Source organism: Pseudoalteromonas sp. SG41-1, assembly GCF_014164575.1.
Classification (GTDB): domain Bacteria; phylum Pseudomonadota; class Gammaproteobacteria; order Enterobacterales; family Alteromonadaceae; genus Pseudoalteromonas; species Pseudoalteromonas rhizosphaerae.
Genome location: NZ_JACJFL010000049.1, coordinates 1 through 26,993 on the forward strand (window position 1 = coordinate 1; position 26,993 = coordinate 26,993).

At 40.7% G+C, this 26,993-nt stretch carries 18 protein-coding genes; 14 read left to right on the top strand and 4 right to left on the bottom strand.

What is annotated here, in order from left to right; genetic code table 11:
- On the bottom strand, positions 1–1,292 hold a 1,292-nt coding region (gene ltrA / locus H5203_RS19080; RefSeq protein ID WP_259401979.1), incomplete at its 3' end, for a group II intron reverse transcriptase/maturase.
- A gap of 649 nt (positions 1,293–1,941) precedes the next feature.
- Here ltrA and H5203_RS19085 point away from each other — a divergent pair.
- From H5203_RS19085 to H5203_RS19100, 4 genes are all read left to right on the top strand, one after another.
- On the top strand, positions 1,942–2,316 hold the full coding sequence (locus H5203_RS19085) for a hypothetical protein (protein WP_182820141.1): 375 nt from the start codon (positions 1,942–1,944) through the stop codon (positions 2,314–2,316).
- 121 nt (positions 2,317–2,437) lie between these two features.
- Complete coding sequence (locus H5203_RS19090; RefSeq protein ID WP_182820142.1) at positions 2,438–3,529, top strand: DUF4238 domain-containing protein; 1,092 nt, start codon at positions 2,438–2,440, stop codon at positions 3,527–3,529.
- Positions 3,530–3,712: 183 nt separating this feature from the next.
- Entirely contained in the window at positions 3,713–4,690 is a 978-nt protein-coding gene (locus H5203_RS19095) for a S66 peptidase family protein (protein ID WP_220493129.1), read from the top strand.
- A 544-nt stretch (positions 4,691–5,234) separates the two neighbouring features.
- A complete protein-coding gene (locus H5203_RS19100) occupies positions 5,235–6,605 on the top strand; it encodes a serine hydrolase (protein WP_182779308.1) in 1,371 nt (456 codons plus the stop codon).
- Positions 6,606–6,859: 254 nt separating this feature from the next.
- Here the strand turns inward: H5203_RS19100 and H5203_RS19105 are convergent, their stop codons facing one another.
- On the bottom strand, positions 6,860–8,275 hold the full coding sequence (locus H5203_RS19105) for an FAD-dependent oxidoreductase (RefSeq protein WP_145242132.1): 1,416 nt from the start codon (positions 8,273–8,275) through the stop codon (positions 6,860–6,862).
- A gap of 9 nt (positions 8,276–8,284) precedes the next feature.
- Positions 8,285–12,742, bottom strand: a complete 4,458-nt coding sequence (gene gltB / locus H5203_RS19110; protein WP_182820143.1) for a glutamate synthase large subunit — start codon at positions 12,740–12,742, stop codon at positions 8,285–8,287.
- Between the two features lie 791 nt (positions 12,743–13,533).
- On the opposite strand from gltB, the gene H5203_RS19115 reads away from it, so the two are divergent.
- From H5203_RS19115 to H5203_RS19140, 6 genes are all read left to right on the top strand, one after another.
- Positions 13,534–14,787: an efflux RND transporter periplasmic adaptor subunit gene (locus tag H5203_RS19115; protein WP_182820144.1), complete on the top strand. Its 1,254-nt coding sequence runs from the start codon at positions 13,534–13,536 to the stop codon at positions 14,785–14,787.
- A gap of 27 nt (positions 14,788–14,814) precedes the next feature.
- On the top strand, positions 14,815–15,525 hold the full coding sequence (locus tag H5203_RS19120; RefSeq protein WP_145242138.1) for an ABC transporter ATP-binding protein: 711 nt from the start codon (positions 14,815–14,817) through the stop codon (positions 15,523–15,525).
- 3 nt (positions 15,526–15,528) lie between these two features.
- Positions 15,529–16,842 (top strand): ABC transporter permease, encoded by a 1,314-nt coding sequence (locus H5203_RS19125; protein ID WP_149982774.1) that lies wholly within the window; start codon positions 15,529–15,531, stop codon positions 16,840–16,842.
- A gap of 11 nt (positions 16,843–16,853) precedes the next feature.
- Complete coding sequence (locus H5203_RS19130) at positions 16,854–18,062, top strand: ABC transporter permease (RefSeq protein WP_182820145.1); 1,209 nt, start codon at positions 16,854–16,856, stop codon at positions 18,060–18,062.
- 83 nt (positions 18,063–18,145) lie between these two features.
- Positions 18,146–19,474 carry a sigma-54 dependent transcriptional regulator gene (locus H5203_RS19135; RefSeq protein WP_145242142.1) on the top strand — a complete coding sequence of 443 codons (1,329 nt, stop codon included), beginning with the start codon at positions 18,146–18,148 and terminating at the stop codon, positions 19,472–19,474.
- On the top strand, positions 19,474–20,814 hold the full coding sequence (locus H5203_RS19140) for a PAS domain-containing sensor histidine kinase (protein ID WP_145242144.1): 1,341 nt from the start codon (positions 19,474–19,476) through the stop codon (positions 20,812–20,814). The genes H5203_RS19135 and H5203_RS19140 overlap by 1 nt, the downstream gene beginning before the upstream one ends.
- A 29-nt stretch (positions 20,815–20,843) precedes the next feature.
- Here H5203_RS19140 and H5203_RS19145 read toward each other — a convergent pair whose 3' ends face one another.
- Entirely contained in the window at positions 20,844–21,182 is a 339-nt protein-coding gene (locus H5203_RS19145; RefSeq protein WP_064665960.1) for a Grx4 family monothiol glutaredoxin, read from the bottom strand.
- A gap of 276 nt (positions 21,183–21,458) precedes the next feature.
- Here H5203_RS19145 and H5203_RS19150 point away from each other — a divergent pair, with 276 nt between their 5' ends.
- The 4 genes from H5203_RS19150 to H5203_RS19165 all read left to right on the top strand — a co-directional run bounded on the left by H5203_RS19150 (position 21,459) and on the right by H5203_RS19165 (position 26,992).
- Positions 21,459–22,040 carry a superoxide dismutase gene (locus H5203_RS19150; protein WP_145242146.1) on the top strand — a complete coding sequence of 194 codons (582 nt, stop codon included), beginning with the start codon at positions 21,459–21,461 and terminating at the stop codon, positions 22,038–22,040.
- A gap of 179 nt (positions 22,041–22,219) precedes the next feature.
- The gene (locus H5203_RS19155; RefSeq protein WP_149982777.1) at positions 22,220–24,142 is read left to right on the top strand and encodes a PrkA family serine protein kinase; all 1,923 of its coding nucleotides are present in this window, start codon (positions 22,220–22,222) and stop codon (positions 24,140–24,142) included.
- A gap of 30 nt (positions 24,143–24,172) precedes the next feature.
- Complete coding sequence (locus H5203_RS19160) at positions 24,173–25,456, top strand: YeaH/YhbH family protein (RefSeq protein WP_145242150.1); 1,284 nt, start codon at positions 24,173–24,175, stop codon at positions 25,454–25,456.
- 21 nt (positions 25,457–25,477) lie between these two features.
- Positions 25,478–26,992: a SpoVR family protein gene (locus tag H5203_RS19165; RefSeq protein WP_145242153.1), complete on the top strand. Its 1,515-nt coding sequence runs from the start codon at positions 25,478–25,480 to the stop codon at positions 26,990–26,992.
- The last annotated feature ends 1 nt before the right edge of the window (position 26,993 follow it).

Genomic DNA, 26,993 nt, shown 5'->3' on the forward strand with positions numbered 1-26,993 from the left:
TAGTCATTGCCTATCGCAATGTTAATTCCTTTTGTTTTTGAGCTTCTACAAGGACCTTTACTGGTGATACCACATGCAATGGCGAGTCGTTCGCTAACACCCAATTTCATTAAACTGCGTACTTTGGTGCGAGGTTTACGCCATTGCCGCCAGTAGCACATTCTTATCCTACGGCGGATCCAGTGATCTAAATCCACCGTTAGCTGATAAGCGTTGGCTATTAGGTAGTAGTGTCCCCAGCCGCGCAAATACTGTGTGAGTTTATGAATTTGTAGGGTCATTGAGATCCCCCAGTTGCGGTTAGTGAGCTCCCTGACATTTGCTTTAAATTTCTTTAGCGCCTGTTCGTGGATCTGCACTTGACCGTAGCGGAAGGTAAACCCGAGAAATTTCGAGCCTGATACTGGACCGACCCGACTTTTCGATTCATTCACTTTGAGTTTTAATCGCTTAGTGATGAACGCAGTAATTTCCCGTTGGATTATTAGTCCTTCGCTTTTCGTTTTTACTAAAATGATTATGTCATCAGCGTAACGGGCAAACTTAAGGTGTTTGTAGGCTAGCTTCTTATCTAATTCATCGAGTAAAATATTGGAAAGTAAAGGGGATAATGGCCCACCTTGAGGGACTCCTTTGGTTGACTCAAACCACAGACCTGTTTCGCACTCTGCTACTCCCGCTCGTAGGTATTTACCGAGTAGGCGCATGAGTGCTTTGTCTTTGATTTTACGACCAACACGATTCATCAGCATGTCATGGTTTACTTCATCAAAGAACTTAGACAAGTCGATATCAACCGCTGTTTTATAACCTTGTTTAACACAAAATTGAACATGGTTCACTGCTTGACTGGCTCTTTTATGAGGGCGATAACCATAACTATGTGGTGAAAATTGAGGCTCAAAGTAAGGGCTGATCACTTGAGCAATGGCTTGTTGGATCACTCTGTCGATAACAGCAGGGATCCCAAGCATTCGCTCACCGCCATCGGGTTTGGGTATCATCACGCGTTTGACTGGCAAGGGTTGATAAGTGCCGTTAAGTAATTGTTGTTTAATACCCAGCCAATGTAACTTAGCGAAGTGATTAAACTCTTCAATACTCATATTATCAATACCCGCAGCCCCTTTATTGCGCTTAACATGTTGCCATGCTGCACTAATATTGTGGTTGCTTAGTACCCTTGTCATCAGGTCATGATCTGTTTGGCTATATTCATTCGAGGTATTATTCACAGTCGAACGCTGTTCATCACCATCACAACACGGTGATCTATGTGAATTCAAGTTCATTTGTAGTATCTCCTCTGGTTAAGATGTTCAGGCCTTCACCGTGTCCCCTCCATTACGATGGGCGTTTGGCTACTATGCCGTCTGCTGACTTCTGATAAATCACTCTAGCGATTACTCGATAAAGCGCGTCTAAACTAACGCTTGTTTACTGCTATTTCGCTCGCTGTAGGTCGCAGCAACCAGAGCACCAAGGGTTGATCAACCAGCCCCTAACTGGTAACCTCCAAGCGTTAGCGCGGATGCGTGTTTATCAGATCTCCCCGAATAAGGTGCATCGACTTTCTCTGCACAACTGCATCATTTACGGTGGCCGTTAGATCACATGACTTCGCTATCTTGTGCTAGCTCGTCTTCAGCCTACGCCTCATATGATGTTTTTGTTCATCAGCTCGCAGATTTGCTAACGGCTTCCTCCAGACTATCTCTCGCGATTTAGCCCTTGCCATTCGCTAGTAGTTATCGTTTAATAACAGAATGTTATTTAAACGGTGATCTTCCTACAGAGGACTTTCACCTCATAAGTCAATGCCCATGTCGGGCGTACACAAACGCATTAAAATGGACGCCTAACAGTTGGCTGGCGCTCATTCTTCGCTTAGTTTAGCCAACTGTTATCCGCCATTTATGCGGAGCGTTATGCACAAAAATTATGAATAAACTTTACGATCATCCTGACGCTTTTGAAGCGGAAATTACCATTTTTACCGTACAAGAAGGTGGACGAAAAACTCCACCAAAAAATGGTATAAGATGGGATTTAACTTATGCAGAGAATAACCCCGAAGGCCGAATGTTTATGATTTGGCCAGAGTTCATTGACGAAAACGGTGATTCTATTGATACCGGTGTTCCGTTAACCGGTAAACTGAAAGCTAGAATGCATATCGTGGCCAAGGAAATGATGGAGTTTCATTCTGTTCGAATTTCAGTGGGGACTAAATTTTTCAGCATGGAAGGGCCGAAAAAAGTTGCAAAAGGTGTGGTCACAAAAGTTACGGGGCTTAGCAAAATCAATGAAGCATAACCAGCGGCTCAAACGGACAAATATTCGCTGTAACCTTTTATGCAAAGAAACGCATAAAAGCCGGCATCAAACATTTGCGCGGTTAGCCGGGCGTTAGGCTAATTCGTATATTAAGGTGTATATGGCATCAAATAAAAACCAACATTATGTCCCTCAATGTTACCTAAAACAATTTTCTGATGAGAACTCAACAGCCTCAATTAATATATTTAATATTGATCGAGAAAAATTTATTAACTGCGCCCCTATTAAAAGTCAATGTTCCAAAAGTTATTTTTATGGGGACGATCTTGAATTAGAGAAAGCTCTACAACCCATAGAAAGTCGTTATTCTGGTGTAATTAGAGAAATAACTAGTGCTGGATATAAATTAACAAACGATCATCGTGAATTTTTAATCTTCTTTTGGCAGTTACAGTATATGAGAACTGAAGCTGCTTCTAGGCGTAGCGTCGAAATGACTGACGGCATGGGCGAAGTTGCAGGCATAGATCCTAAAGACTTTAAGATGGAGATGAAAGAAGCTGTACAGCTTTCAATGAAAAACTTTGTTCAAGAAAGGTTTTTATTAAATGACTTAAAAGTATGCCTCATTAAAAATAAAACAAAAATGGACTTTATCACCTCTGATGATCCTGCTGTCTTAACTAATAAGTGGCATATTATTGATGAAAGAGTCTCAGGAAGTAATTTTGGACTAGGTTCTGCGGGAGTTATTTTTTTGCTTCCATTAACCCCAGATATTTTATGTGTAGGGTTTGATCCTCATGTTTATAGCATACCTCATAAAAATGGTTGGGTTCATGTAAAGAGTGAGCGTGAGATAATATTATTTAATGAGCACCAGTTTTTAAACAGTCGGGCAAATATATTCTTCAAAAACAAAAAATCAGAAAAACAGTTGTTTGATTTATTTACTCCAATTAAACATAGTCGACCAGAATCAAGACATAAAATTAATTATGCTGTCTTAGACGAAGAATTTGAGGGAAGCAAAAGGTATAAAGTAGTTGATTGGCGCGAAGCTAAAGATCACCAAGAAGCAATGATTCATACACAAATGGTTAACCCTATTCCATCTGCATGGCCGCATACTATAGGTTGGAAACGGAAAGGGTTTGTGTATAGTAACGGCTCAGGGATCGGCTATATACGAGAAAGTAGAATAAACCTAGCATCAAACCACGACTTTGTAAAAGAGAGTGCGAGATAAGTTAGCCTAACAAGCTGTTAAACAAGGACAAAATTAGTTACATCCTCCAGTTGGTTTTGCTCCTTCGTCGCTAATTATAACCAACTGTTTTGAGGGCGTTACCACTGTCTGCTGATGGCACTTTTGCGAAGTTCGATCTATTTTGATGTACATGCTGTTTCAAGTATCCGGTAGGAGAACAAATTGATAATCCCCAATAAGCTAAAAGTGAATGATGAGGTTAGGATAATTGCGCCTTCTAGAAGTTTGTCAATTATTGATAAAAAGACGCGAGAAATAGCAAACACTAGGTTTGAAGAGCTTGGCCTCAAATTGTCATTTTCAAAGAATTGTGAGTCTATAGATGATTTTTCGTCTTCATCTATAGAAGAAAGAATTGAAGACTTACATGAAGCATTTTTAGATAAAAAAGTAAAAGCTATCTTTACTGTCATTGGGGGCGATAATGTAAATCAATTACTAAAATATATTGACTATAATATTGTTAAAAGAAATCCAAAAATTATATGTGGATACTCTGATACTACAGCTTTATCAAATGCATTATTCCACAAAACAGGGCTAGTAACATACTCTGGGCCTGCATATTCAACTTTGGGGATGCTTAAGGGGATTGATTTCTCAATAAATTATATTAAAAAGTGTTTATTCTCAAGTGATCCTTATGAAGTTATAAACTCCGAACAATGGAGTGATGATGCATGGTATTTAGATCAGGAAAAAAGAAACTTTTATAAAGATAATGGCATAGAAGTCTTAAATCATGGTGAAGCTGAGGGGAAAATAGTTGGAGGCAACCTTTGTACTTTAAATTTGCTTCAAGGAACTGAGTTTATGCCTGACTTAACGAATGCTGTATTGTTTCTTGAAGATGACGAGTTAACATCTCCTTCAAATTTTGACAGAGATCTGCAATCGTTAATTCATCAAAAAAATTTCGATAGCGTTAAAGGCATTGTCATTGGAAAATTTCAATTAAAGTCAGAAGTATCAGAGACCTTGCTTAAAAAAATTATACAATCCAAACAAGAGTTAGCATCAATTCCAGTGCTTTACAATTTAAACTTTGGACATACAACACCCCATATTTGCTTTCCTATTGGTGGATTTGTGAAAATAGATACGAAAAGTCGTAAACAAATAATAATAGAAAAACATTAGATATAGAAATTCTAGGGATTAGCTAAATTTTTTAATAATTTAGTTCGTTGCAGATTTAATATTAAGGATAATAGGATCGGGTCTGTCTCTTTTGTATGAGTGACTCCTTATAGCACTCAGCTGATAGTCAACAGCGAGCTGATATGGCCCCAATAAAGTAGACATTGAGTGGCTAGTTTATTTAACTCGTATCATCTAAGTAATATATATAAGAAACTTTTCTAGTTTTTATATAAAAACAAACTCCCCTTCTAATAATACTTATAATTAGCAATAACTTACCATTTTACTATTAATAGAAAATACTAAAATAAGAACGCTACCACTTTAAGATAAAAAATGACCTCTGATAAAGCTATTACATTCACTTGGCCATTATGAACAAATATTACTTCATTAAAATATGAAATAAGTTATTGAATAATATTAGTTTGCTTTATTAAATTGCAAACAACTGTTATCTATGCGACAGTATTGATTACATCTGTAATCGGTGTGTATTTTTTATTTACAGGTTTGTTATATGATTAAGGGAACATAGTTTATGGGAAAAAATATATTTTTTTGTCTTTGTGTAGGAATGTATGGAATAAAAGCTGTTGCACAACAACACAACTTTGCTGAATTAATGCAGTGCCATAACTCTTCAAAAGCCCCTGGCATGGTTGTTAGGTTAGAACAGTCAGGTAAACATATTTATAGTGGTGCGGTTGGTTTGGCAAATATTGACACTGAGAGACCTCTCAATGTAGATGATATATTTCAAATAGGTTCTGTAACGAAAACATTTACTGCTGCAGCAATCTTGAAACTATCGGAAGAAAAAAAACTATCGTTACAAGATACATTAGCGAAATTTATTCCTGATATTAACCCTGAATTTAGGTATTTAACGATTGATAGAATTTTAAGCCATACTTCTGGTCTACCAGATTACTTAGGGGACCCTTCAGTAAGTAAAATTTATGATAAATATGCTTCTATTGATCAAGTTATACAAAGTATAAGTAAACAACCTCTTAACTCAGAGCCTGGTAAAAAATATAGTTATTCAAATTTGGGTTACGTCTTTCTGGGAAAAGTCATTGAAATTGCTTCTAACACTCCATATGACCAGTTCATGTCAAACACATTTTTTAAACCTCTGAAAATGGATAATACTTTTGTTATTACTAAAGGTACATCTGCTGGGAAAATAAACGGCTACACTACTAGTCGTAATGAGCCTAAAAAGTATATTAATCCGGAAGATTCAACTGAAAGGCGATGGAATGTTGATCGTAGTTGGATCTATTCTGCGGGCGCTATTGCTTCTACACTTGCTGATATGCACCTTTGGCAGAATGCATTAAAGTCAGGGCATGTAATTTCAAAAGAAAGCTATAAACTAATGACCTCCAAGGCATTATTAAATAATAATGCGCATGTGAATTATGGATATGGCTTAGATATATACAAAATAAGTGGATTAGATAGCTTTAGCCACCAAGGTCAAGTTCCCGGATTTTTTGCTTGGCATGTCTATTTCCCAAATGAAGATTTAACCGCTACAGCGTTAACCAACATCGACACAAAACACCCTGGTCCCGCTTTATTAGACATGGTAGCACTACAATTAAATTTATCCCCTAAGCCAGTAAATAGTCAAAAAGCAAAGGCTATAGCTGCATCTTTAGTTGGAAGTTATCGTTCTTCCGATTCGAAAATTTTAAAAATCTCGTTTGAAAAAGGTACACTTTACTCTCAATATGAAGGTGAGAATAAAATAAAAATCATACCCCGGGAAAACAACTCGTACTCTTATGAGTGTACTGAAAATTACTTTCAGCTTAGAGAAAACAATGGGAAACATGAAATCGTCCCAGTGTATTTATATCAAGGTGAGCAAGAAGCACTTGTTAAATTAGAATTATGAAAAATAGGCTAAGGTTATCAACGGCTGCTCATAGCACATTTAACAAAACCGATAATGCAAAGCCTTGATGCAGACTGATAGGCTATTTTTTCGTTGGGTTTAGTTATCCCCTACCTACGTTGCTTAATTTAACACCGCGCAAACTTTAAGCTTATGGCTTAAATTTTACGACTTAGCGCTTACAACTCTACTATCCAAGCCATAAAAAAAGCAAGCCAATCGGCTTGCTCTTTACTCTTTGACCCGTAAAATTCTTACACTTTCAAGTAGTCCATGATCCCTTCGGCGGCGTTACGCCCTTCGAAGATTGCGGTGACTACTAAATCTGAGCCGCGCACTATATCGCCACCAGCAAAGATTTTAGGGTTGGTTGTTTGATGGGTAAATTCACCTTTTTCTGGTGCGTTGATACCGCCCCAGTGGTTAATTTCTACATCATACTTTTCTAACCAGTCCATTTTGTGTGGTTTGAAACCAAATGCCATTATTACTTGGTCGGCTTCAATCACATGTTCTGAGTCAGGTACTACTTCTGCGCGGCTGCGGCCTTTTTCATCTGGTTCACCCATTTGGGTTTTTACCATTTGTACGCCTGCAACATGGCCGTTGTCGTTTAGTACGATACCGGTTGGTTGCACGTTAAAAGTAAATTCAACGCCCTCTTCTTTGGCGTTTTTCACTTCACGTCTTGAACCTGGCATGTTTTCTTCATCACGACGATAAGCACAGATTACTTTTTCCGCACCTTGACGAATTGAAGTACGTACACAGTCCATCGCGGTATCACCACCACCAAGTACCACAACCTTTTGGTTAGCCATATCAAGATAAGCTTGATTAGACTCATCATAGCCCATTACGCGGTTGGTATTACCGATTAAGAACGGTAATGCATCATGTACACCTGGTGCATCTTCGTTTTCAAGGCCAGCACGCATGCTTTGATAAGTCCCCACTCCCAAAAATACTGCGTCGTATTCGGCCAATATTTCATCCATTGTGATATCAACACCGACTTCAGTATTAAGTTTAAACTCAACCCCCATTTCGGTGAAAATTTCACGACGTTTTTGCATGACTTGTTTTTCAAGTTTGAACGATGGAATACCAAAAGTAAGCAAGCCACCAATTTCTGGATGACGGTCAAATACCACTGGTTTTACACCATTACGCACTAGAATATCAGCGCAACCTAGGCCTGCAGGGCCGGCACCTATGATAGCTACTTTTTTATCGGTCCATACCACGTACGACATATCAGGCTTCCAGCCCATTTTAAATGCAGTATCAGTAATATATTTTTCAATATTACCTATTGTTACTGCACCAAACTCTTCGTCTAATGTACATGAACCTTCACACAAACGATCTTGCGGGCACACCCGGCCACACACTTCTGGTAAACTATTTGTGCGGTGTGATAGCTCCGCAGCTTCAAGAATACGGCCAGTACGAATTAACTTTAACCACTGTGGGATATAGTTATGCACTGGGCATTTCCATTCACAATACGGGTTACCACAATCTAGGCAGCGGTCCGCTTGTGAGTTTACTTGCTTCTCTGAAAAGGGTTCGTAAATTTCAACAAATGATTTTTTACGTGACGAAATTGGCTTTTTGCGGGGATCAACCCGCTGCACGTCTATAAATTGATATACATTCTCGCTCATACTACCCCCTTACTGTGCTTGAACACGAAGTTCTGCACTACTACGAGCGCGATGCCCGAGTAAACTTTTCACATCACTTGATTTTGGCTTAACTAGTTTGAATTTTGGTAAATACGTTTCAAAACTGGCTAAAATAGTTTCTGCACGGCTTGAGCCTGTTAGTTCTAAATGCTCAGCAATTAGACCACGCAAATGCTCTTGGTGTGACGCTAGCTCATCTAACAGCACCACTTCGACTAGCTCTGGATTGATGCGTTTTTCAAAGTCATTACGCTCATCCAAAATATAGGCAAAGCCACCGGTCATACCTGCACCAAAGTTCACGCCTACATTGCCCAACACGCAAACTACGCCACCGGTCATGTACTCACAGCCATTATCACCTACGCCTTCAACAACCGCTTGTACGCCTGAGTTACGAACCGCAAAACGCTCTCCAGCACAACCTGCAGCAAACAGCTTGCCACCCGTTGCACCATATAAACAGGTATTACCTGCGATGGTCGCTTTGTGACTTTCAAATGACGAACCCAGTGGTGGGCGAATAACCAGCTTACCGCCCGCCATGCCTTTGCCTACGTAATCGTTAGCATCGCCGACTAGGGTCATTTCTAGGCCACCAGCATTCCATACACCAAATGATTGACCAGCGGTTCCGTGTAACTCAATCGAGACAGGATCAGCTGCCATGCCTTGATTGCCATGCTTATCGGCTATATAACCCGATAACATCGCGCCCACTGAACGGTCAGTGTTACAAATACGGCTGACCAGTGAAATACCGCAGCTCTCATCAATTGCTTGTTGAGCTTTAGCAAGTAAGGTTTCATTCAACTTACCTAAATAATGTGACGTATTAGGTGCGCTGCAGTATAAGGTTTCACCAGTTGGGTTATTCGGCTGTGCAATCACTGACGATAAGTCAATTTTTTGCTGCTTTGCCGTTTTACCTTCAATCGCTTCGAGTAAATCAAGACGACCGATTAAGTCTGTTAGTTTGGCAACCCCTAGGCTTGCCATAATTTCACGGGCTTCTTGAGCAATAAACTTAAAGTAGTTCATCGCCATTTCTGGTAGGCCATGGAAATGTTTTTGACGCAATGTTTCGTCTTGCGTTGCTACACCGGTTGCACAGTTATTTAGGTGGCAAATACGCAGGTACTTACAACCAAGCGCAACCATAGGACCCGTACCAAAACCAAAGCTCTCTGCACCTAAAATAGCTGCTTTGATGATATCAAGGCCGGTTTTTAAACCACCATCAGTTTGCAAACGAATACGATGACGTAAACCGTTTTCAACCAGCGCTTGTTGTGTTTCAGCAAGACCAAGCTCCCAAGGGCTACCCGCATATTTAACCGACGTTAGCGGACTTGCGCCAGTACCACCGTCATAGCCTGAAATAGTAATTAAATCAGCATATGCTTTAGCAACACCAGTGGCGATTGTGCCCACACCTGGCTCTGATACTAGTTTTACTGAGATCAACGCTTTAGGGTTTACTTGTTTTAAATCGAAAATAAGCTGAGCTAAATCTTCAATCGAATAAATATCGTGATGCGGTGGTGGCGAAATTAAGGTCACACCCGGTACCGAGTAACGAAGCTTAGCAATATACGGGGTTACTTTTTCGCCCGGCAATTGCCCGCCTTCACCTGGTTTTGCACCTTGCGCTACTTTAATTTGAATAACGTCAGCACTGCGTAAATAATGTGGTGTTACCCCAAAACGACCTGACGCAACTTGCTTGATACGTGAATTTTTCTCGGTACCATAGCGTAGTTTGTCTTCGCCGCCTTCACCTGAATTTGAACAGCCACCTAAGCGGTTCATCGCAATTGCAAGCGCTTCATGCGCCTCTGGCGATAATGCACCGATACTCATTGCCGCCGAGTCAAAACGCTTATATAGCTCAGTTGCTGGCTCAACATCATCAATACTGATCCCTTCTGCTGGCAGTTTCAGTGCAAGCATGTCACGTAATGTGGCAATTGGGCGCTTATTAACAAGATCTGCGTATACGCTGTAATCAGAATATTCACCTGAGCGCACCGCTTTTTGTAGCGTTTGAATAACATCTGGGTTGTACGCGTGATACTCGCCGTCATGCACATACTTTAATAAGCCGCCATGGCTGAGTAATTTACGTTTACTTAATGCCAAAGTATGTAACTTGCGTTGGTCATCATCAAAATCAGTAAAACACGCGCCTTTAATGCGACTTGCCACACCATTAAAACAGGTATCAACAATTGCATCCGACAAACCAACTGCTTCAAACAACATTGAACAACGATACGATGCCACGGTACTAATGCCCATTTTTGACATGATCTTGTACAAGCCTTTGTTGATTGCATTACGATAAGCAAGCGTAACTTGGCAATAGCTCTTGTTGATCACTTTAGAGTCACTCATCGCAACCAGTGATTCATATGCTAAGTACGGGTAAATTGCCGTTGCACCAAAACCAATTAATACCGCAAATTGATGCGCGTCACGGACACTACCTGTTTCAATGATGATATTTGATTCACAACGTAAATTGTTATCAACTAAACGCTTTTGTACCGCTCCAACAGCCATAGCGGCAGGAATTGGTAACTTATTCTCATCAAAATTACGGTCACTTAAAAACAACATGACACAGCCACCAGCTGCTTTTTCTTGCGCTTCGTCACAAATACGGATTACTGCATCACCAAGGCCTTCTTCTTTGCTGTAGGTGATATCGATTTTGCAATAGCTGTAATGAGCCTGATCAGCGCTCAATAATTGTTGCATGTCTGCATACATTAGGATTGGCGTATCAAACTGTAGGCGCTTAGCATGGCCGGTGGTCTCGTTAAACACGTTTTGCTCACTACCGATACAGGTCGCCAGCGACATTACATGGTTTTCACGCAGTGGATCGATTGGCGGGTTAGTTACTTGCGCAAACTTTTGACGGAAGTAATCAAACAATGAACGGTTACCTTCAGAAAGCACTGCAAATGGCGTGTCATCCCCCATAGAACCGGTTGCTTCTTGACCAATTTCACCCATTACGCGAATAACGCTATCAAGTTCTTCATTGGTGTAACCAAACATTTTTTGATATTTCAGTAATGTTTCATCATCAAATGAACGGTTGCCCGCATCTTGCTCTGATAGCTGCTCAAACGGCGTTAAGCGCTTAACATTGGCCTCAAGCCATGCTTTATATGGGTGGCGAGATTTAAGGTCGCGATCAATTTCGTCTGAGTGCCAAATTTTACCTAACTGAGTATCAATAACTAACAGCTCACCAGGGCCAACGCGGCCTTTCTCAACCACTTCATCCGCAGTGTAATCCCAAATACCCACTTCAGAAGCTAGGGTAATAAAGCCATCCTGAGTGATCACATAACGTGCAGGACGCAGACCATTACGGTCCAAGTTACACGCAGCAAAACGCCCATCAGACATCACAATACCAGCTGGGCCATCCCATGGTTCCATGTGCATAGAGTTAAAGTCGTAAAATGCACGTAAGTCATCATCCATCGCACGGTTTTTCTGCCATGCAGGTGGCACTAGCATTCGCATAGCACGGAATAAATCCATACCACCAGCTAAAAACAACTCAAGCATATTATCTAGGCTTGATGAATCTGAGCCGGTTTCATTGACAAATGGTGCTGCTGATTGCAAATCTGGAATAAGCGGCGATGCAAACTTATATGAACGAGCACGAGCCCACTGGCGGTTACCTTGTATGGTGTTGATTTCACCATTGTGCGCTAAATAGCGGAACGGCTGAGCCAAAGGCCAACGCGGTTGTGTATTAGTTGAAAAACGTTGGTGAAATACACAAATTGCGCTGGTCATGCGGATATCAGCTAAATCTAAATAGAAGTTAGGCAAATCCACCGGCATCATTAAGCCTTTGTAGATAGTTACTAACCCTGACAAGCTGGCAATGTAAAAGCCTTCATCTTCGCTTAAACGCTTTTCAGCACGACGGCGCGCAACGTATAAACGACGCTCTAAATCTTTTGGGCGCCAGCCTTCTGGTGCATTAACAAAAATCTGTTCAAATTTAGGTAACTGCTTTATTGCAATTGGCCCTAAACATGATTCATCTGTTGGCACAATTCGCCAACCTTGAATATTGAGGGTTTCTTTTTCGAGTTCTTCACTCAATATATCTTTTGCAGCTTGCGCAAGTACTGGATCTGAGTTTAGGAAAATCATGCCAACGGCATAATTTTTACCCAAGTGCCAATTTTTTTCAGCGGCAATAGCACGAAAAAAGCTATCTGGCTTTTGTAATAATAAGCCACAGCCATCGCCTGTTTTACCATCGGCAGAAATACCACCACGGTGTTCCATACGGTCTAAGCCAGTGATCGCTGTTCGAATTAAACGATGACTTGCCTGACCATTAACTTGGGCTATTAAGCCAAAGCCACAATTATCTTTTTCTAATTTTGAGTCGTATAACATAGACCCCTCCCCTTGCTACAACAGCTAGCTATGAATGACCTTCTCGACGGTTTGCTAGCAGACAGTCAAAACTATCGCCAATTGTACATTGAGTCAATAGCGCCTTGAATACATATTCACATTCTTGAATATTTCTCACCACAACACAATCTTTTTATTTCATGCCTATTTTTAACATTTAGCGATATTTTACCCGTTATTTTTTTATGACACTGGTGTCATATTTAACAAGTTGTAAAATAACCGCTCTACAAAACTGCAGTTTACGTTAACGTAAACCAGAGTGAAAATGAATAAATATTCACTGAGTTATGTAGCGAAAATAAATGCTTTCTTTTTTATTGAATCTCTTTGCTGTCGTTCAAGGTCGATACCACAGTGCACATTAGAGTAAATACTCTTTCCAGTGTCTTTTTATGGGTAAATTTAAAGCCACTAATTAATGCATAATTATCATCACAACAGTCACATTTTGCATAATTTACGCTAGTTAGTAAGTTTTTAGCTTGCTCACCCTGTTGACGCCTGCGGCAGCTTCTTAGCCGCCATAGTAAAGTGTCCGCAGCGGACACAATTTATGTCCGCGGACACCAAATAATTTAAAAATAAATAATTATTTCATTAAAATCATGACATTAAATAGTGGCATGATATTCGAATAAACATTAAAAGATAATTACAGGACACAACTTATGTTTATTCTCAGTTTATTTTTAGTTTCACCAATCACTGTCTTAGTAGTGAGCTTGATGATCACTTACTGCGAGAATAGACATAGCTAAGGATCACTCATGATAAAAGATACCAGCGGACAAGATGTAAGTATTACGCAAAGACGTAGTTACAAAAAACCATTAATAGTACTGGCGCTATCACTTACTGTACTTGCTTTATGTGCACAAGCATTTATGGGTAACAATCAAGGCAGTATTTCTGTTGAGCGGGCTTCTTTACAGATTGCTACCGTTAATATTAGTCGTTTAGTACGTGATGTAGTCGCCAGCGGTAAAATTGTTGCTGCAAATGCTCCCAAGGTTTATAGCCCAGAACGTGGATATGTGGATTTACAAGTTAAAGCCGGTGATAAAGTAAATAAAGATGACATTATTGCTTTAGTCGATAGCCCAGAACTCAATAATGAACTAAAACAGCAACAATCGGTGTTAGCCCGCCTTGATGGTGAATTACAACGTAAGCACTTAGAAGCACGCCGACAAAAGTTAAGCTTAACCAAAACGCTTGATCTCGCCCAAGTAGAGCTCAATGCAGCAGACAGGGAAAATCGCCGTGCTAAGCTTTCTATCGAAAAAAACTTGATCAGCCAAATTGATTTAGAAAAAGCAGTTGATGATCTTGCCCGTGCCAAGCTTTCTTACAAACACGCTCAACAAGAAGTTGAACTTGCTAAAGATACACTCGCATTTGAACTCAAAGCTGCAGAGCGCGATCTCGCTCGCCAACAACTGATCGTTGATGATTTAAATCGCCAAGTCAGAAACTTAACTATTAAAGCCAGCGTCACCGGCATTGTTGGTAACCTGCTTGTACAACAAAAAGAAGCCGTTACCCAAAGTCAGCCGTTAATGACGCTGGTTGATTTAAGTAATTTTGAAGCACAACTGCAAGTACCTGAAAGTTACGCCAACGAACTCGGTTTAGGAATGGAAGTTGAGCTCACACTCGGGGCAAAAAAAGTGACTGGTGTGTTGTCGGCAATTTCGCCGGAAGTTAACAATCGTGAAGTAACTACTCGAGTACGCTTTGACGAAGAGCTAAAAGGCATTCGCCAAAACCAGCGATTAACAGCGCGCATTTTATTAGAAAATCGTGATGACGTTTTACAAATCAAACGCGGTGCGTTTATGCAGCAAGGTGGTACGCAGGTTTACAAAGTTATCGGCGACACCGCACAACTGGTAAATATCACAACCGGGGCAAGCAGCATCAACGCAATAGAATTGCTACAAGGTGTTAGCTCAGGCGATCAGCTGATCATCTCCAGTTACGATAACTTTAAACAAGCGCCAACATTATTACTGAGATAAGAACAACCATATTACAAGGATCAACTCATGCTTAAAATGAACAATATTAGTAAACTGTATCAAACAGAAATGGTGCAAACCCATGCACTACGCGACTTTAATTTGCACGTAGATGAAGGTGAGTTTATTGCAGTAACTGGCCCTAGTGGCTCCGGGAAAACCACCTTTTTAAATATCGCAGGCATGTTAGAACCTTTTAGCAGTGGTGAATATCTGCTCGATGGTATTGATGTTGGCAAACTGAACGACAATCAACGGGCGGATTGTCGCAATCAAAAAATTGGTTTTATTTTCCAAGGCTTCAACCTGATCCCTGATTTAAATTTGTATGAAAACATTGAAGTGCCACTGCGCTACCGAGGTATTAAAGCAAGCGAGCGTAAACGTCGTATTGAACAGTGCTTAGAACAAGTAGGTCTAGCTTCACGCGCTAAACATTTGCCGCAGCAGTTATCAGGTGGTCAACAGCAACGGGTAGCGATTGCCCGCGCTCTCGCCGGTGAGCCGCGCTTTTTATTAGCCGATGAACCAACAGGTAACCTAGACAGCTTAATGGCACGTCAAGTGATGGAATTGCTGGAGCAAATTAACCGTGACGGCGCGACCATCATTATGGTGACTCATGACCCAGAACTTGCCCGCAGAGCACCTCGTAATATTCAAGTGGTTGATGGTCAACTTGCCGACTTTACCTTGTATCAAGGCGCGCAAAACCTAAAAAATGTGGCTGGAGCGTAACTTATGCTATTACATTACCTCGATTTAAGTTGGCGTAGTTTTAAGCGCACACCACTGGTAAGCATGTTAATGGTGCTAGCCATTGCTATTGGGATTGGTGTAACCATGACCAGTTTAAGCGTTTATCATATGATGTCGGCGGATCCTATTCCCGAAAAAAGTAGTCAACTTTATGCTGTGCAATTACAAACCATGGATGAAGGCCATACGTGGTGGACCGAGGATAACCTTCCTATGCAACTGACTTATCAAGATGCAGTCAATTTACAGAATGCGCCGGTTCCTGAAAAAAAGGTCGCGATGATGCGTACTGGATTCTCAGTGTATCTAGATTCAGACAAAGTAAAGCCGTTTACCAGTAATGCACGGATGACTACGCCTAATTTTTTTAATATGTTTAATGTATCGTTTATTTACGGCGGTGAATGGAGTGAACAACAAGAGCAATCTGCCGCCCCTGTGGTGGTGATTTCAAAAGAACTCAACGATAAACTGTTTGCAGGAAACAACTCAATTGGCCAATTGATCTACTTAGATGATTACAGCTACGAAGTTGTTGGTGTGATCGCTGACTGGTCACTTAACCTTAAGTATTATGATTTAAATAATGGTGCATTTAATGAACCTGAAGAATTATTTTTACCATTTAGCTTAGTCAAAACCAAAGAGCTAACTAGTTGGGGCAACAGCAACGGTTGGAAACATGAGAATATCAATAGCTACGCCGATAGAATGCAATCGGAAATAGTTTGGATCCAATTTTGGGCGCAACTAGATAACGCGGAGCAAAAAGCAAACTACGAAAATTATCTTAATTCTTACATTCAAGAGCAAAAAAAGCGTGGCCGCTTTGCTCGAGAAAAACCCGAATATAAGCTACGTGATGTTAACCAATGGATGCAATACAACAATGTCGTTAGTGAAGACAATAAAATATTGGTCGGCTTAAGTTTTATGTTTTTAGCAGTGTGTTTAGCCAATATTCTTGGTTTATTGTTAGCTAAGTTTTTGCGTCGGGCACCGGAGGTAGGTGTGCGCCGAGCACTAGGCGCCAGTAAACGACAAGTGTTTTTACAACACCTTGTTGAAGTGGCTATGCTTGGATGTTTTGGCGGCCTAGTCGGTATCGTACTTGCGCAATTAGGTTTGTGGGCTGTTCGTCAAAGCTATGATTACTATTCATCAATCGCCACAATGGATATCACTATGTTACTCAGTGCACCTGTTATCGCTATTACAACCTGCATAGTAGCCGGGCTTTATCCTGCATGGCTAGTTTGCCGTACTAACCCTGCTATTTATCTTAAAAGCCAATAAGGAGCACACTAATGTTAGAGATCAAACCTATATTTCATGCTCTTTGCCGCTCAAAAGTCGGGGCAATATTACTCTTAATTCAAATTGCCATAACCACCGCAATCGTTAGTAATGCGGCATTTATTATCCAAGATAGAGTCGCTTTTTTAAATCAAGAAACCGGTTATCCAGAGCAAGACTTGTTTATGTTTAATGTGATGACGTTTGGTAAAGATATCGATTTAAGCCAACAGTTTGAATTAGACGAAGCGATGTTAAGAGCACTACCTGGGGTTGTAAATGCAGCACAAAGCAGCAGTATTCCCCTATCCGGTAGTGGCAGTGCATCAAGCTTTAATTTGAAACCGGCTCCTCAAGAAAGTAAAAGTATCCGTAGTTCTTATATTTTCATTGATGAGCATGGTTTAGACACTTATGGTGTAAAACTAATTACAGGGCGCAACTTTACAGAGGATGAAGTAACAATCACTAATTCACCCACTGAGAGAACTACCAATGTCACTGTCGTTACCGAGGCGTTAGCCAATGAGCTTTTCCCAAAGGGAGATGGCCTAGGCAAAACCATTTATTTTGGTGACTTACCGCTACAAATTATCGGAATCACAGCGCCAATGAAAGGCCCTTGGCTTAAAGATAGTCACCCAAATAATGTGGCGTTGATCCCTTATATTCAAGGCAAAACTTACGCACAATTTGCAGTCAGAACTAAGCCCGGTCAACGTGCCGCTGTGATGAAGCAAATCGAAACCGCGATGCTAAATAATTACAATAAACGGGTAATCAACAATATCAATGGCTTAGATCAACTTAAAGACGAATATGTTGCAGCAGACAAATTGATGATGCGTATGCTGATTGTGCTCATCACGATATTAGTACTGGTAACTGCATTGGGGATTTTTGGCTTAACCTTATTTAATATCAGCAAACGCACCAAGCAAATAGGCACTCGCCGTGCATTAGGAGCCAGAAAATCAGCCATTATTAACTACTTTTTAGTTGAAAATGCGATGATCTGCTGCGTGGGGTTGCTCCTTGGCATTATTGCGGCGCTGTTACTTGGTCAATTATTAATGCAGCACTTTTCAATTGCCGCACTGCCACCGAGCTATATCGCAGGCACTGCCATTATGGTGTTTGTTATGAGCTTACTTGCCGTGTTTGGCCCTGCAAAACGTGCCGCCAACATATCACCGAGTATCGCCACGCGAACAATATAAAGCAGCTCCCAACCTATGCTACACTGGTTTAATACCGTGTAGCATTTTGAAATAAAGATAACAAAAACAGCGATTAAATTCACATGGAAAAAATACTTATTGTCGATGACAACCCTGCCATATTAGAAGCCTTGTCATTACTGTTAGAAATTCATGACTATCAGGTTGTGACTGCAAAAACGCAGCTTGAAGCCTTACAAATAGTGCAATACCAACGTATCGCGCTGGTTATTCAAGATATGAATTTTAGCAATGACACCACCTCTGGCGAAGAAGGTAAAGCGTTGTTTTATCAACTAAGAGCTCTCAACCCGCACTTACCGATTATTTTGATCACCGCGTGGACTGAACTGGCCAGCGCCATAGAGCTAGTCAAAGCCGGCGCCGCTGATTACTTACCTAAACCATGGGACGATAGCAAGCTCCTCACCTGTGTTAATAACTTAATCGAACTTGGCCAAGCAAAACAACAAAATGTAATGTATGCGCGCCACCAGCAAGAGCGAACATCAAGTTTAGCCGATGCCAACCTAGTTGGTTTAGTGTATCAAAGTACCGCCATGGAAAAAATTCTCAATATGGCAATACAAGTCGCTAAGTCAGATGTCTCTGTGCTAATAACAGGTGCAAATGGCAGTGGTAAAGAACGCATTGCACAAATTATTCAAGCCAATTCTCACTTAAACCATGCCCCGTTTTTGACCATCAATGCCGGAGCCCTGCCCCATGATTTAATTGAAGCCGAATTATTTGGCGCTGAAGCGGGTGCTTATACTGGCATCACCAAACAGCGAATTGGTCGCTTTGAGGCCGCTGATGGTGGTACGCTATTTTTAGATGAAATTGGTAACCTGCCATTATCAGGGCAAATGAAACTACTGCGCGTGTTACAAACTGGTGAGTTTGAACGACTCGGTTCAACAAAAACACAAAAAGTAAATGTTCGGGTTATTTCAGCTACCAATGAAGATTTAAAAGCGGCCATTCATGCAGGTCGATTTAGAGAAGACTTATATTATCGCCTCAACGTGATTGAGCTAAATTTACCCAGTTTAGCGCAAAGACCAGATGATATTTTAGCGCTTGCTAAACACTTCTTAGGCGAGCGCGAATTATCGCTTACAACAGAGCAAGGATTACTCGCGCACAATTGGCCCGGCAACGTTCGTGAGCTAGAAAATGCCTGTAAACGCGCAGCCGTACTCAAACCTAATGGCGACATTACCCTCGATGATTTTGCTCTACAATCGCAACCGCTGCACACTAACTTTGCTAAACAAGAACCCAGTAGAGTAGAACTAGAACAAGCTATGCGTCAGCACCAAGGAGTGATCGCAAAAGTTGCCAGACAGTTTGGTTTAAGTCGTCAAGCACTGTACCGCCGTTTGCAGAAATTTGAGATTGATTACTAATGGAAAAAAATAAACCTGCACTGTCTCTCACTCGTAAAATAGTGCTGATATGTAACATCTCTGCACTTATTCCTGTTTGGCTCATCTGCTGGTTAACCCATTTAAGCTGGCCTTCACTATTAATAACAACGCTGCTCACATCGCTGCTGGCAAGTTATTTATCTTTTCGGCTCAGCGGCACTCTGGTGCAAGGCATACACTCACTTGAAACTGGTTTGCTTAATTTTAAAGACGGTGAATTAGCCACCTTACTAGCTTATAACGGCAACGATGAATTAGGCCGCTTGTGTCAATTGTATAATCAAACAGCAAAGCAATTACGCCAAGAGAAACAATGGATCTATCAGCGCGAGCTGATGCTTGATAAAGTGCTACAAAGCTCTCCCCAAGCCGTTATTTTAAAAAATGATAAAGGCTTTATTGTTTATAGTAACTACAGTGCCCGAGACCTTTTTAATGCCAAAACAGCGCTTGAAGGGAGTCAGTTTGCACACCTGCTTGAAAATGCTCATCCACAGTTAAACAATGCTTTAACGCGCGGTAGTGATGGTTTATTTACGCTAGATACTGAAGACCAAGAATCTCAAGCGTGGCATTTATCAACCGGTAAGTTATTACTTAACAATCAATACCATTACTTATATGTCTTTAAACAACTCACCCGCGAACTTAGCCGTCAAGAAGTCGAGGTGTGGAAAAAGGTCATTCGGATCATCAGTCACGAACTTAATAACTCTCTGGGTCCCATGTCGTCAATGCTGCACAGCGGCCAGTTACTCAGTGAAAAAGTAGACGAACCCAGACTTAGCCGCGTGTTTGCTACCATTTCTGAACGCATCAAACATTTAAACGACTTTGTACAAGGCTATGGCAAATTTGCCAAACTGCCCACTCCTCAGCCAAGCGCAATTAATTGGCAAGTGTTGCTCACGCAACTGCAAAATCAATGGTGTTTTATGCTCGATATAAGTAATGACGTGCATACACTGGCTGATCCGACTCAAGTCGAGCAGCTACTGATCAACTTAATAAAAAATGCTCACGAATCAGGCTCTGCAAGCGAACATATAAGTGTCACTGTTACACAGAATATTAAAGGCACACATATCAGTGTAAACGACCAAGGTAAAGGTATGAGTGAGCAAGTGATGGCCAATGCATTAATCCCATTTTATTCAACTAAAGTCGCTGGTAGTGGTTTGGGGTTAGCATTGTGCCGTGAAATAGTCGAAGCGCATCATGGTCAAATTAGCTTACACAATCGTAAGCACGGTGGGCTTAGTGTTCATGTCATTCTGCCCCACGGTCCTAACAAACAATCACAAAAAAGCCGCAATTAAGCGGCTTTTTGTTGATTTGCTGATAAACGTTACTCAGCGTCAGCTTCTTTATATTTAGCTGCTGTTTCGGTGATCAGTGGTTGTAATTCACCACGTTGAAACATTTCAATGATAATGTCACAACCACCAATTAATTCGCCATCAACCCACAGTTGTGGAAATGTTGGCCAATTGGCATATGCTGGTAATTCAGCTCGGATATCAGGATTTAGTAAAATATCAACATAGGCAAACGGTTCACCGCATGACATTAATGCTTGAGATGCTTGTGAAGAAAAACCACAATTTGGTAATTTAGGCGATCCTTTCATATAAAGGATAATTGGATTTTCAGAAATCTGCTGTTTAATTTTATCAATGGTTTCCATCTACAACCTCAAAAGTGACGATAGCTGAACATATTAAGGCTTGAAAAATTTTCATTAAGCCTCATATATGTATCTTAAAGTGGGCAAATAAAGCCGCAATCGAAATAGTCTTGCATTTGCACTGCTGTTTGGCATTGCTGTTTGCTAAAACTTGAGTAAAATACTCAACAATTATAGTAACACTATAATCTCATTTGGTATAGGTAACTACCCTGTTTGAACAGGCATTAACTATTACTATTTGAACTATCAACCAAAAGAAGATGGAGATAAAAAATGGCATTTGAACTACCGTCACTACCATATGCAATTAATGCACTTGAGCCACATATTTCACAAGAAACATTAGAGTTTCACCACGGCAAGCACCACAACACTTATGTGACTAAACTTAACGGTTTAATCCCAGGTACTGAATTTGAAGGTAAATCACTTGAAGAAATCGTATGTTCTTCTGAAGGTGGCGTATTTAACAATGCAGCACAAATCTGGAACCATACTTTTTACTGGAACAGCCTATCTCCAAATGGCGGTGGCGAAGCAACAGGCGCTGTTGCAGATGCTATCAATGCTAAATGGGGTTCTTTTGAAGCATTCCAAGCAGCTTTTGATGATAAAGCAGTAAACAACTTTGGTTCAAGCTGGACATGGTTAGTTAAATTAGCTGATGGTTCTTTAGACATCGTTAATACTTCTAACGCAGCAACGCCACTAACTCAAGACGGTGTAACACCGATCCTGACTGTGGACCTGTGGGAACATGCTTACTACATTGATTTCCGTAACGTTCGTCCAGACTACTTAAAAGCATTCTGGTCGCTTGTTAACTGGGAATTCGCGAATGCTAACTTCGCATAATTGATTGCTCGTTCTGAGCAAGCCCAATTTAAAAGACGCTACGGCGTCTTTTTTGTTTTCTAACATAAATTTTTAATTTTATTGCACAAAAAATCAAATTCGTGACTAAGCTTTAAATAACCTTTGCTTCTTTTTTAATTTGTAAGCACCTAGTTTAAGCAGGTTTTTCGGAGGTTTCCATGAGTATTTTTGAGCATTACCAAGCACGATACGAAGCGGCACAAGAAGAAGAGTATAGTATCGCTGAGTTCTTAGAGATTTGTAAAACTGATAAATCGGCTTATGCCAGCGCACCAGAGCGATTATTAGCGGCCATTGGTGAGCCAAAAATGATCGATACTTCAAAGGATGCACGGTTAAGTCGATTATTTTCAAACAGAGTAGTAGCACGTTACCCTGCCTTTAATGATTTTTACGGTATGGAGGATGCGATTGAACAAATCGTTTCTTACCTAAAACATGCCGCGCAAGGCCTTGAAGAATGTAAACAAGTGCTTTATCTACTTGGACCTGTTGGCGGTGGTAAATCATCGATTGCCGAAAAGCTAAAATATTTAATGCAACAAGTGCCTATTTACTCAATTAAAGGCTCACCGGTCAATGACCACCCGTTGGCGCTTTTTGATCCTAATGAAGATGCTGAGCTGATGGCAAAAGAATACGGGATTAAGCCCCGTTACTTAAAAACTATTATGTCACCATGGGCCACTAAGCGCTTATCTGAATTTAATGGTGATATTAGCCAGTTTAAAGTGGTAAAACGCTACCCCTCTATTTTAAATCAAATTGCTATTGCAAAAACTGAACCTGGGGATGAAAACAACCAAGATATTTCCGCTTTAGTCGGTAAAGTTGATATTCGCAAACTAGAACATTTTGCTCAAAACGATGCTGATGCTTATGCTTATTCCGGTTCATTATGTCTTGCAAATCAAGGTTTAATGGAATTTGTTGAGATGTTTAAAGCGCCAATCAAAGTATTGCATCCGCTTTTAACAGCCACGCAAGAGGGAAATTATAATGGCACCGAAGGTATTAGTGCACTGCCCTTTAATGGCATGATTTTGGCTCATTCAAACGAATCAGAATGGCAGACCTTTAAAAACAACAAGAACAATGAAGCCTTTTTAGACCGTGTTTACATCGTCAAAGTGCCGTATTGTTTACGTGCATCTGAAGAGGTAAAAATCTACGACAAGCTATTGGAACATAGTGAATTATATAATGCTCCTTGCGCGCCAGGCACACTGGAAACATTGGCAAAATTTACCACGCTATCACGGTTAAAAGATCCAGAAAACTCTAGTATCTACTCAAAAATGCGGGTATATGACGGCGAAAGCTTGAAAGACACCGATCCTAAAGCTAAATCGTATCAAGAGTATCGAGATTATGCCGGTGTAGATGAAGGCATGACCGGACTATCAACTCGGTTTGCATTTAAAATTTTATCGCGCGTGTTTAACTTTGACACACTTGAGGTAGCGGCAAACCCAGTGCATTTATTTTATGTATTAGAGCAACAAATTGAACGAGAGCAATTCTCTGCCGACGTTGAAGAACGCTACTTAAGCCACTTGAAAGGCTATTTAATCCCGCAGTATGTTGAGTTTATTGGTAAAGAACTGCAAACAGCTTATTTAGAGTCTTACTCTGAGTACGGGCAAAACATTTTTGACCGCTATGTCACTTATGCTGATTTTTGGATCCAAGACCAAGAGTATCGCGACCCTGATACCGGCCAGCTATTCAACCGCGAAGCATTAAATGCCGAACTTGAAAAAATTGAAAAACCAGCAGGCATTTCAAATCCAAAAGATTTCCGTAACGAAATCGTTAATTTTGTATTGCGTGCACGGGCGCACAACAATGGTAAAAATCCATTGTGGACCAGCTATGAAAAACTGCGCACTGTGATTGAGAAAAAAATGTTCTCCAATACTGAAGAACTATTACCCGTTATTTCCTTCAATGCGAAAACATCCGCAGAAGATCAGAAAAAACATGAAGATTTTGTCAATCGTATGGTGGAAAAAGGATATACCCAAAAGCAAGTTCGTTTGTTATCAGAGTGGTATTTACGCGTGCGTAAATCGCAATAACACACAGCTGTGTATTTTTAGGGGGTCTTTATGGCGCATTTTATAGACCGTCGCCTGAACGGTAAGAATAAGAGCACGTTAAATCGTCAACGCTTTATCAGGCGCTATAAAAAACAGATCAAAGAAGCGGTGTCAGATGCAATAAATAAACGCAGTGTCACTGACTCCAGTAGCGGTGAGAGTATTTCGATCCCGCAACGGGATATAAGTGAACCTACTTTCCATCAAGGTAAAGGGGGCGATAGAGAACAAATTCATCCTGGTAACGATCAGTTCTCAACCGGTGATAAAATTAAACGCCCGCAAGGTGGCCAAGGTGGTGGAGCCGGCGAAGGTGAAGCGAGTGACTCTGGTGAAGGAGAAGATGACTTTGTCTTCTCGATTTCTAAAGATGAGTATCTAGACTTACTGTTTGAAGACTTAGAACTGCCAAATTTACAGCAAAACCAGTTAGACAAACTCGTGCAAATGAAAACTCATCGTGCTGGTTTTTGTAGTGATGGTATGCCGAGTAATATTGATATTGTGCGTTCACTTCAGGGCTCACTTGCAAGGCGTGTTGCGATGAGCGCGGGTAAAAAGCGTCAATTAGCAGAGCTTGAAGCACAGCTTTGCCTATTAATGGCTGAGCCTGAACCTGATATAGCTGCTATTGCATTAATGGAGCAAGAAATCGCCGCATTACAAAAACGCATCAGTGCAGTGCCCTTTATTGATAATTACGATTTGCGCTTTCGTAACTATGAAAAACAGCCTCATCCAACTAGTAAAGCGGTGATGTTTTGTATTATGGATGTGTCTGGCTCGATGGATCAAGCAACCAAAGATATGGCAAAACGTTTTTATATTTTGCTTTATCAATTTTTGACCCGCAGTTATAAAGACATTGAAGTGGTGTATATTCGCCATCATACCCAAGCCAAAGAGGTCGACGAACAGGAGTTTTTCTATTCCCAAGAAACTGGCGGCACAATTGTCTCCAGCGCACTGAAGTTAATGAATGAGATAATTACCGAGCGTTATAACGCTGGCGAGTGGAATGTGTATGCAGCACAAGCCTCTGATGGCGACAATTGGGCAGATGACTCTCCCCAATGCTCAGAGATCTTACGCAACAAGTTGCTCAGTACCATTCGCTATTACGCTTATATTGAGATCACTACCCGCGCCCATCAGAGCCTATGGCGTGAGTATCAAAATATTTGTCAAACTCATAATAACTTTGCTATTCAACATATACGCAATGTTGAAGATATTTACCCTATTTTCCGTGAGTTATTCAAGAAGAGTCGTCAACACCAAGGGGCAGCCTAGGCTGTACAGCGAGGTATTTATATGACCAATAAACGAATGAGTGATGGGCCAGATTGGACATTTGAATTACTACAACAATACCAAGACGAAATTGCGCGGGTTGCTGAACATTATCGCCTCGATACTTATCCTAATCAGATTGAAGTGATCACCGCAGAACAAATGATGGATGCCTATTCCAGTGTTGGTATGCCTATTGGCTATAGTCACTGGTCTTATGGTAAAAAATTTATTCAAACTGAGCAAAACTACAAACGCGGACAAATGGGGTTGGCTTATGAAATTGTCATAAACTCGAATCCTTGTATTGCTTATTTAATGGAAGAAAATACCCTTCCAATGCAGGCTTTAGTGATGGCGCACGCTTGCTACGGGCACAACTCGTTTTTTAAAGGTAATTATTTATTTAAAACATGGACTGATGCCAGCTCTATTATTGACTACCTATTATTTGCAAAAAATTATATTGCTCGTTGCGAAGAAAAACATGGCATTGATGAAGTCGAAAACCTAATCGATTCATGCCATGCACTTATGAATTACGGTGTTGATCGTTATAAACGCCCACAGCAAATATCTTTATTTGAAGAACAAAAACGCCAACAAGAGCGCGAAGATTACTTACAATCACAAGTGAACGAACTTTGGCGCACAATACCTTCACATCAACAGGAAACTAAAAAACACGAGCGTCATTTTCCTTCAGAGCCACAAGAAAATATTTTGTATTTTATAGAAAAAAATGCGCCATTACTGGAATCTTGGCAACGAGAAATAATTCGTATTGTGCGTAAAATCTCACAATATTTTTATCCTCAAAAGCAAACCCAAGTAATGAATGAAGGCTGGGCAACGTTTTGGCATTATACTATTTTGAATCACTTATATGATGAAGGGAAACTCACTGACTCATTCATGTTAGAGTTTTTACAAAGTCATACTAATGTTGTGTATCAGCCCCCTTACAATAGTAATTATTATTCGGGTATTAACCCTTATGCGCTGGGTTTTAATATGATGGTGGATATCCGCCGTATTTGTGAAAACCCTACCGAAGAAGATAAACAGTGGTTTCCAGAATATGCCGGGAGCAACTGGTTAGATACGCTGCACTTTGCAATGGAAAACTTTAAAGACGAAAGTTTTATTAGCCAATTTTTATCACCCAAACTTATTCGTGACTTTAAATTATTCACTATTATCGATCATGAAAAAGATCCGAATCTACAAGTTGGTGCGATCCACGATGAAAGCGGCTATCACGCGGTACGGACTGCGCTCTCAGCACAATATAACCTCAGTAATCACGAACCCAACATTCAGATCTATGATGTTGATATTAGAGGTGATCGCTCTTTAACCTTGCGCTACGTGCCACATCAGGATATTCCACTGGCAAAGTCTCACCATGAGGTATTAAAACACCTTTACAGACTATGGGGCTTTAAGGTAAAACTGGAACAAGAGTCAACCTCTGGCGAATTGAATATACTCGGGCAATGTCCATCAGATGATTCACGCCATACAACAGAGTGAA

Coding starts and splice junctions, on each gene's coding strand:
- H5203_RS19085 (WP_182820141.1), top strand. CDS start 1,942: ATGAATAAACTTTACGATCATCCTGACGCTTTTGAAGCGGAAATTACC.
- H5203_RS19090 (WP_182820142.1), top strand. CDS start 2,438: ATGGCATCAAATAAAAACCAACATTATGTCCCTCAATGTTACCTAAAA.
- H5203_RS19100 (WP_182779308.1), top strand. CDS start 5,235: ATGGGAAAAAATATATTTTTTTGTCTTTGTGTAGGAATGTATGGAATA.
- H5203_RS19105 (WP_145242132.1), bottom strand. CDS start 8,275: ATGAGCGAGAATGTATATCAATTTATAGACGTGCAGCGGGTTGATCCC.
- gltB (WP_182820143.1), bottom strand. CDS start 12,742: ATGTTATACGACTCAAAATTAGAAAAAGATAATTGTGGCTTTGGCTTA.
- H5203_RS19115 (WP_182820144.1), top strand. CDS start 13,534: ATGATAAAAGATACCAGCGGACAAGATGTAAGTATTACGCAAAGACGT.
- H5203_RS19120 (WP_145242138.1), top strand. CDS start 14,815: ATGCTTAAAATGAACAATATTAGTAAACTGTATCAAACAGAAATGGTG.
- H5203_RS19125 (WP_149982774.1), top strand. CDS start 15,529: ATGCTATTACATTACCTCGATTTAAGTTGGCGTAGTTTTAAGCGCACA.
- H5203_RS19130 (WP_182820145.1), top strand. CDS start 16,854: ATGTTAGAGATCAAACCTATATTTCATGCTCTTTGCCGCTCAAAAGTC.
- H5203_RS19135 (WP_145242142.1), top strand. CDS start 18,146: ATGGAAAAAATACTTATTGTCGATGACAACCCTGCCATATTAGAAGCC.
- H5203_RS19140 (WP_145242144.1), top strand. CDS start 19,474: ATGGAAAAAAATAAACCTGCACTGTCTCTCACTCGTAAAATAGTGCTG.
- H5203_RS19145 (WP_064665960.1), bottom strand. CDS start 21,182: ATGGAAACCATTGATAAAATTAAACAGCAGATTTCTGAAAATCCAATT.
- H5203_RS19150 (WP_145242146.1), top strand. CDS start 21,459: ATGGCATTTGAACTACCGTCACTACCATATGCAATTAATGCACTTGAG.
- H5203_RS19155 (WP_149982777.1), top strand. CDS start 22,220: ATGAGTATTTTTGAGCATTACCAAGCACGATACGAAGCGGCACAAGAA.
- H5203_RS19160 (WP_145242150.1), top strand. CDS start 24,173: ATGGCGCATTTTATAGACCGTCGCCTGAACGGTAAGAATAAGAGCACG.
- H5203_RS19165 (WP_145242153.1), top strand. CDS start 25,478: ATGACCAATAAACGAATGAGTGATGGGCCAGATTGGACATTTGAATTA.